Below are 7858 nucleotides of genomic sequence, written 5' to 3' on the forward strand. Positions count from 1 at the left end.
GTTTGATTTTTTTTATTAGTATATCAAATATATTAATTTTAGTCAACGTTTTTATTAATTAATTTTCTCATATATAATTCGTTTATGATAATGTCCTAGTATACCGTTTTTGATTATGTCCCAAATTTCAAAAATATAGTATACTATAACCTCATGACAAGAAATGAGGTGGGAATAATTAGAAAGGTGATTTTAACTATGGAAGAAAATGAAAAATATGAAATCATTAAAAAGGTAGTTGATACAAACGGGAATAAGAAAAGAGCTGCTCTTACAATTAATTGCTCTGAACGGCATGTTAACCGTATGATAGCAGGTTATAAGCAGGAAGGAAATACATACTTTGTACATGGCAATCGTGGTCGGAAACCAGTGCACACACTTGATGAAAATACAATACAAAATATCCTTGATTTGTATCGAACAAAGTATAATTCAGAAGCCAACTTTACTCACTTTACAGAGCTTTTGGAAGAACACGAGAACATTCATATATCCACCAGCACAGTTCATTCCATCCTTATGCAGGATTTCATTCTGTCTCCTAAGGCGAACCGTTCGACAAGAAAAAAGGTCAAAGTTCAATTGAAAGAATTAGCTAAATCAACGAAGTTAAAAAAGAAAGTAAATGAAATACAATTAGCGATCCTTAATGTAGAAGATGCACATCCAAGACGTCCCAGATGTGCATATACCGGTGAAATGCTTCAAATGGATGCTTCTCTTCATCCTTGGTTTGGTACTAAAAAAAGTCAGTTGCATATTGCGGTAGATGATGCTTCAGGTGCTATTGTAGGCGCATATTTCGACCAACAGGAAACTCTAAATGGCTATTATCATGTTCTACAGCAGGTTCTCGTTGACTATGGAATCCCATACATGTTTTTTACTGACCGACGTACCGTCTTTGAATACAAGCAAAAAAAATCCCCTTCGGTTGAAGAGGATACCTTTACTCAATTCGGTTATGCTTGCAAACAGCTTGGAATAGAAATACAAACCAGCAGTGTAGCACAAGCCAAGGGACGCGTAGAAAGGATGTTTCAGACCCTACAATCTCGCCTACCCCTTGAAATGCGCCTGGCTGGTGTAAATACGTTTACCCTAGCGAATGAATTTCTGAACTCCTACATAAAGAAATTCAATCAGCAATTTGCTTTACCTATTGATAATATCAAATCTGTCTTTGAAACACAACCAGATTCTGAAAAAATCAATCTTACACTTGCTGTATTAGCCAGTAGAAAAGTTGATAATGGAAGTTGCATTAAATTCAATAAGAATTACTACCTTCCAATTAACAGTAATGGATATCCCGTTCATTATCGCAAAGGAACTAGCGGAACGGTTATACGGGCTTTAAACAGTGAATTGTATTTTTGTGTGAACGAGACCATATATGGATTAGATCTTTTACCAAAACATGCATTATCATCAAAAAACTTTGATTACACAACTGCTCCGCAGGAACCAAAAAAACGATATGTTCCACCTATGAGCCATCCGTGGAAACAGACTTCTTTCGAAAATTATCTTAAAAAACAAGCTCATCGGAAAGAACAAGTGGCTTAAAAAATTAATATTACAATTTTTATCCTTGAAAGATAACTCGAGATTTATTAATTGACCCCATAAACAAAATGGATTATAAAGTAAAAGCACCAGAAAAACTGGTGCTAATGTTTAACGTTTATTGGGACATTTTCAAAAATGCTTGACATAACAATTTAAATGTGTATCTTTTAACTACACCGCTTTATTTTCTATTGTTCTAGTAGCAATAAAATTCACGCCTGTATTTGCAACGTTTTCCAAAACTATATCTCCTATATTTATTGGAGTATTTACCCTTATTCCTTTTAAAGCCTTTATACATACTGTAATTTTATCTTTTGGAACATCGCTTTCAGTTTTCACTGGAAGCATAATATCATCTCTATCAATTATCTGTACTGTAGATGTCAAAATCCGTGTAGGATTGGTACATTCCTTTACTCCATATTCCTGTCCTATTTTGCAACTATTCCCTGTTATTATTACCTCATTGTTATCACTTATTTCAGCAGTTAGGGCACAACCCAGCGGGCATCCTATACACACAAGTTCTCTCTTCACCATAACTTTTACTCCTTCTCTATTCTTACTGTTATTTCTTTACAATCAGGATATTTTTCAAAAACAGCTTTAGATATTTTTAGTTCTTCCATTTCACCTGGAGCAAGTACTTTTTTCTTAATATGCATTACCCTAGTTTCATCAAGGTATAAGGATACGTAATTTTCTTTAAAAACTTCTCCCACTCTAAACCTTACTGTTATTGACTTGTCTACCTTTAAGGTATTAATTAATGATGGAACGGTATATCTTACTCCTGAAATACCACTAACTTTAATATACTCTCCGGATCTTTTCTCTTCCTTTACATAGCTTGCCGCTGTTCTTCCAGCATTTGAGCTTTCGGAAGATACATTGTCAACTAAATCATGAACATGCAGAGAATTACCACAAGCAAAAATCCCCTCTATATTGGTTTCCATCGATTCATTTACAAGTGGTCCACCTGTAACTTTTGACAATGTAACTCCTGCACTTTTAGACAATTCATTTTCTGGAACTAACCCAACCGATAAAAGTAATGTATCACAGCTTATAAACTCCTCAGTTCCCTTAATTGGACTTCTATTTTCATCAACCTTTGCAATAACTACCCCCTCAAGTCTATCTTTTCCTTTTATATTTATAATAGTATGACTAAGTTTTAGTGGAATATCGTAATCGTCTAGGCATTGAACGACATTTCTTTTTAAACCACTTGAATAAGGCATAAGTTCCACAACTGCCTTCACAGTTGCTCCTTCAAATGTCATCCTTCTAGCCATTATGAGTCCAATATCACCAGAGCCTAGAATAACCACTTCCTTGCCAGGCATATATCCCTCAATATTAACAAATTTTTGAGCAGCGCCTGCTGTTAGAATTCCTGCGCACCTGCTGCCGGGTATATTTATAGCTCCACGCGGTCTTTCTCTACAGCCCATAGCCAAAATAATAGTTTTTGCTTTAATTTCCATAATTCCATTTTCATTAACTGCTGTAATAACTTTTTCCTTTGTTATTTCTAATACCATAGTATTCAGTGTATAGTCAATCTTGTACTCATTTACTTTATCAATAAATCTACTAGCATATTCCGGTCCTGTAAGCTCCTCCTTGAAGGTATGAAGCCCAAACCCATTATGGATACACTGATTTAATATCCCACCAAGTACATTTTCTCTCTCTAATATTAGAATATTTTCTATGCCCTCATCTCTGGCTGCTATTGCAGCTGCAAGCCCTGCAGGGCCTCCTCCAATTATTACTATATCAATTTGCTTCATAAATAACCCTCCTTATCATATTGTAAAAACAATTTTATAAATTTTCTTTATTTTTACCAATTACCAGTCTGGAGTTTATTCCAAACTTTGTAATTTTCGTTGGAGGAAGGTTTAATTCCGAACTTAAAATATCCACAATTCTTGAAGTACAAAATCCTGCTTGACATCTTCCCATTCCTGCCCTCGTTCTAATTTTAATTGCATCAAGAGTTTTAGCACCGAGTGGCCTTCTTATTGCATCTTTTATTTCACCTTCAGTAACCACTTCACATCTACACACTATTCTTCCATATGCAGGATCACTCTTTATCAAAATATCTCTTTCACTGTTACTGAGTTCCCTGAATTTAATAATTCCTTTTCTTATCTTTATAAAATTCTCTTTTGGAGTTGCTTTTAATATATCTTTTACTATGGAAACGACCTTTTCTGCAATTGCTGGTGCAGAAGTTAACCCTGGTGAATCAATACTTGCGACATTTATAAACCCTGGAGAACTCTTTACTTCACCTATTATAAAATCATTCACTTTAGTTTTGGCCCTTAATCCTGAAAACGAAGTTATTATTTGATTTGTTGGAAGACTTTTTACACTTAATTTAGCTTTAAGGATAATTTCATCTAATCCTTCTTTTGTAGTATCCAAGTCATCTTTATCGTTTACATCCATAGCATTAGGCCCTACAAGTAAATTGCCATCAACCGTTGGTGTAATTAATACTCCTTTTCCAGCGCTTGTAGGTAACTGAAATATGGTTTTAGAAACCAAGTTTCCTACAGCCCTATCAAATAAACAATATTCTCCTTTTTTAGGTACAATATCAAATTTTTCCTGAGAAACTAAATTGTTCATTACATCCGAATATAATCCAGCTGCATTTATAATAATTTTGGTTTCTATAACCTTGTCATCATCATTTATTGATAAACTATATCCAGCATTATTTTTTACAATATCAACAACCTTAGCCCCAAACTTAAATTCCACACCATTAGTAAATGCATTTTCGGCCATTGCTATATTCATTTCATAAGGACAAACTATTCCACTTGTTGGAGCAAATAATGATAATACTACATTTTCAGAAATATTAGGCTCCATTTCCCTAGTTTGCTCGCCAGTTAATATCTGAAGATTGGGTACACCATTTAATTCGCCTTGTTTCTTAAGTAGTTCTAATTCATCTTTATGACTTTCATCAAAGCACAAAATTAGAGAACCATTCTTTTTAAATGGAAAATCTAACTCCTTTGATAACTTATCAAACATAGAATTCCCCTTAGCATTTAATTTACCTTTAACAGTATTTGGGCCAGCATCGTGACCCGCATGTACAATTGCACTGTTAGCTTTCGTTGTCCCAGAAGCTACATCTAATCCTTTATCCAATACTATTACCTTCAAATTATATTTACTTATTTCCCTAGCAACGGAAGCACCTATAATTCCTGCACCTATAATTACTACATCATACATTAAATAATCCCTCCTAGCTTTACTTATAGCCTTGCCTTAAAAATCAAAACAAAAAAAGCCGCAAATAAAGTTTAAACTTTAATTGCGGCTCTCAAATCTCGGCCAAAAATATTTCATTAACTACACAATAGCATATATCTATATATTAATCAAGCTTATTAAATCAAAAGTTTAGAATATTAAAAAACTTTTTTATTTTATGAGCCCAGTTCTTTCATTGAATTTTACAATGAGTGCATCAAGTTCTGGTCCCATCTGATGTAATTTGCCCCAATAATTATCATAGTCATACCATTGTGCATTTAAGTCATCCAAGTCATACTTTTGTTGTTCAATCCAAGTGTAATACTTAAGATTGTGAATTCGTTTTTTACTTTGGTATGTTAACTCTTCCATACTATCAGTTCTAAGACCCAAAACACTCCTGTTATGGTCAACGGCGGCATCTACTCCACTATATTCTCTGCCTCTTTCTTGTTCCATTTCTTCTAGTCTTGATCCATACATTTCTGCAGAATCCGTAAGAACCGTCATTACCATATCATTTTCCGTGAGCTCATAGTATTTAGCAAATTTAATGCATGTTAAAATATTTGCTGCACCAGAAATCCCAACATATGATAGTTTTTCAATTAGCTCTTCTGAGATACCTTGCTCTTTTAAATACTCTTTTCCATTCGGTTCATTAAAGAGCCTAAGCATTGCAAGTGCATCATTATCATCAACTGCAACAACCATATCTGTGTTGCGAACATTATGAATCCAAGGGATATGTTTATCACCAATACCTTCAATTCTGTGATCACCAAAACCATTATTAAGTAAGGTTGGACATTGAAGCGCTTCACCAACCGCAATTTTAGCATTTGGATATTGATCTTTTAAGAAATCTGCACTTCCAAGTGTCCCTGCCGAACCCGATGTTAAGCATACACCGGCAAGTTTTCCTTTTGGACCAGCCTCAGCTTTTATAACTTCATTCATAGCATTTCCAGTTACTTCATAATGCCATAAATGATTACCAAGCTCACCAAATTGATTAAATATAACAACATTATCTCTTGCATTTATAAGTTCCCATGTTTTATCATAAATTTCTTTTACATTACTCTCACAGCCAGGAGTTGCAATAACTTCTCCAGCTACTTTCGAAAGCCAATCAAAACGCTCTTTACTCATATTCTCAGGTAATATTGCAATAGATTTACAGCCTAGGAGCGCAGAGTTATAAGCTCCCCCACGGCAGTAATTACCTGTTGATGGCCAAACTGCTTCATGATATGTAGGATCAAATTGCCCAGTAACTAAGCGTGGAACAAGGCAAGCAAAACTTGCTCCAACCTTATGGCATCCAACAGGAAAATACTTTCCAACCATAGCAAAAATCCTTGCCTTAACTCCTGTTATTTCTGAAGGAATCTCGATATAGTTTGGTAAATCACTATATAGACCACCTTCCTTTACAGCTTCATTTTTCCAGGAAATTCTAAACAAATTAACAGGATTTATATCCCATAACCCAGTTGTTTTTAATTTTTCTTTGATTTCTTCTGGTATCTTGCTTGGGTCCTTCATCTGAGCCATTGTTGGAATAATAACATTTCTTTCTTTGGCACTCTCTACGGTTTTTTTAAGTTGCTCTTCATTAATTTCTAAATCTATTAATTTTTTCATTTTAAACCCTCCTCGAATATATAATAAATTTTAATATTTCCTTTTGATTAATATAAAGCAATAATTATGCCAATTTAGAATAAAATCAGAATAGCTGATATCAGTGGTTTGCTATTTTAGTATTTTTGAAAAAACGTAAAAAAAATATCATAATGATAATTTTTATCATTATGATAATAGCATTTAGTCTGACTTTTCAACTATTTAGCTTCTCTGTTTATAATAATTTATCATTTTGATAAATTATATTCTTCAATTTTCCTGTATAAAGTAGCTATACCTATTCCAAGTCTCTTTGCTGCTATTTTTTTTCCCTCAGTAGTTGTTCCATATTTTTCTATGGCATTTTCTATTGCTCTTTTTTCCAGTGACTTTAGTGTAAATATCCCATGCTCATTGTTGAAAATATCAATTTCATTATGAAAAATATTTTCTGGTAAAATTTCTTTTGTAATAATGCCATTCGTCCCAACCATATTAACAATATATTCCACAGTATTCTCTAGTTCCCTTATATTACCTGGCCATTTGTAGTTGTAAAGTATTTGTTCTGTGTCATCCCCCAATTTCATATTTAAAAAATTCTTATTCAAAAAATTACAATATTTCTCAATAAAAGCTCCTATAAGTAGTTTTATATCTTCCTTTCTTTCTCTTAAGGGAGGTATTTCAAGAGGTATTACATTTAATCTATAGTATAAGTCCTCTCTAAATTTATTTTCCTTTATTGCTTTTACTAAATCTCTATTCGTTGTGGCAACCACCCTAACATCAATATCAATTGTCTTATTTGATCCTATTCTTGTAATGCTTCTCTCCTGCAAAACTCTTAAAAGTTTAGTCTGAAGATAAAGTGGCATATCCCCTATTTCATCTAAGAGTATTGTCCCTTTATTAGCAAATTCAAACTTACCTATCTTACCCAAAGGATCTGCCCCTGTAAAGGCGCCTTTTGCATATCCAAATAGTTCACTTTCAAGAAGCATATCTGGAATAGCTCCACAATTTATAGCGATAAACGGCTTTTCATTTCTATTGCTTTCATTATGTATAGCTCTTGCAAACATCTCTTTTCCAGTACCACTTTCTCCAGTTATAAGTACCGTTGAGTTAGAGATAGCAATTTTTTTTACATTCTGTTTTAGTTTTTGAACCTGTCTTGATTCACCTAAGATATCCTTACTTTTTATAATTTTATTAATGGTAGTTAAATTAGATAATTTTTCCTTAAATTTCTTTGCATCTTGAAAGAAAATTATCTTATCATATTGATCTTCATTAAATTCTATATGATGAATGCTTCCAATAACAAAAAAAATCTCTTTAT

General features: G+C 33.3%; 6 protein-coding genes. 1 reads left to right on the top strand and 5 read right to left on the bottom strand.

Translation table 11 applies throughout. From position 1 onward, the window contains the following. The first annotated feature begins 198 nt into the window (after nt 1–198). A complete protein-coding gene (locus ACJAX4_RS19965; RefSeq protein WP_435791191.1) occupies nt 199–1572 on the top strand; it encodes an ISNCY family transposase in 1374 nt (457 codons plus the stop codon). Between the two features lie 174 nt (nt 1573–1746). On the opposite strand, the gene ACJAX4_RS19970 is transcribed toward ACJAX4_RS19965, so the two are convergent. The 5 genes from ACJAX4_RS19970 to ACJAX4_RS19990 form a co-directional block, all read right to left on the bottom strand. Beyond that, a complete protein-coding gene (locus tag ACJAX4_RS19970; protein WP_435791192.1) occupies nt 1747–2118 on the bottom strand; it encodes a DUF1667 domain-containing protein in 372 nt (123 codons plus the stop codon). A 5-nt stretch (nt 2119–2123) separates the two neighbouring features. Beyond that, nucleotides 2124–3380, bottom strand: a complete 1257-nt coding sequence (locus ACJAX4_RS19975) for an NAD(P)/FAD-dependent oxidoreductase (protein ID WP_435791193.1) — start codon at nt 3378–3380, stop codon at nt 2124–2126. A 34-nt stretch (nt 3381–3414) separates the two neighbouring features. Further along, entirely contained in the window at nt 3415–4857 is a 1443-nt protein-coding gene (locus ACJAX4_RS19980) for an NAD(P)/FAD-dependent oxidoreductase (RefSeq protein WP_435791194.1), read from the bottom strand. 192 nt (nt 4858–5049) lie between these two features. Further along, complete coding sequence (locus ACJAX4_RS19985) at nt 5050–6531, bottom strand: pyridoxal-phosphate dependent enzyme (protein ID WP_435791195.1); 1482 nt, start codon at nt 6529–6531, stop codon at nt 5050–5052. A gap of 230 nt (nt 6532–6761) precedes the next feature. Then, nucleotides 6762–7858: sigma-54 interaction domain-containing protein (locus ACJAX4_RS19990; RefSeq protein ID WP_435791196.1), on the bottom strand; the 1097-nt coding region annotated here is incomplete at its 5' end.

The sequence above is a fragment of the Clostridium sp. genome (genome assembly GCF_051278035.1).
In the GTDB taxonomy this organism is placed as follows: Bacteria; Bacillota; Clostridia; order Clostridiales; family Clostridiaceae; genus Clostridium_AD.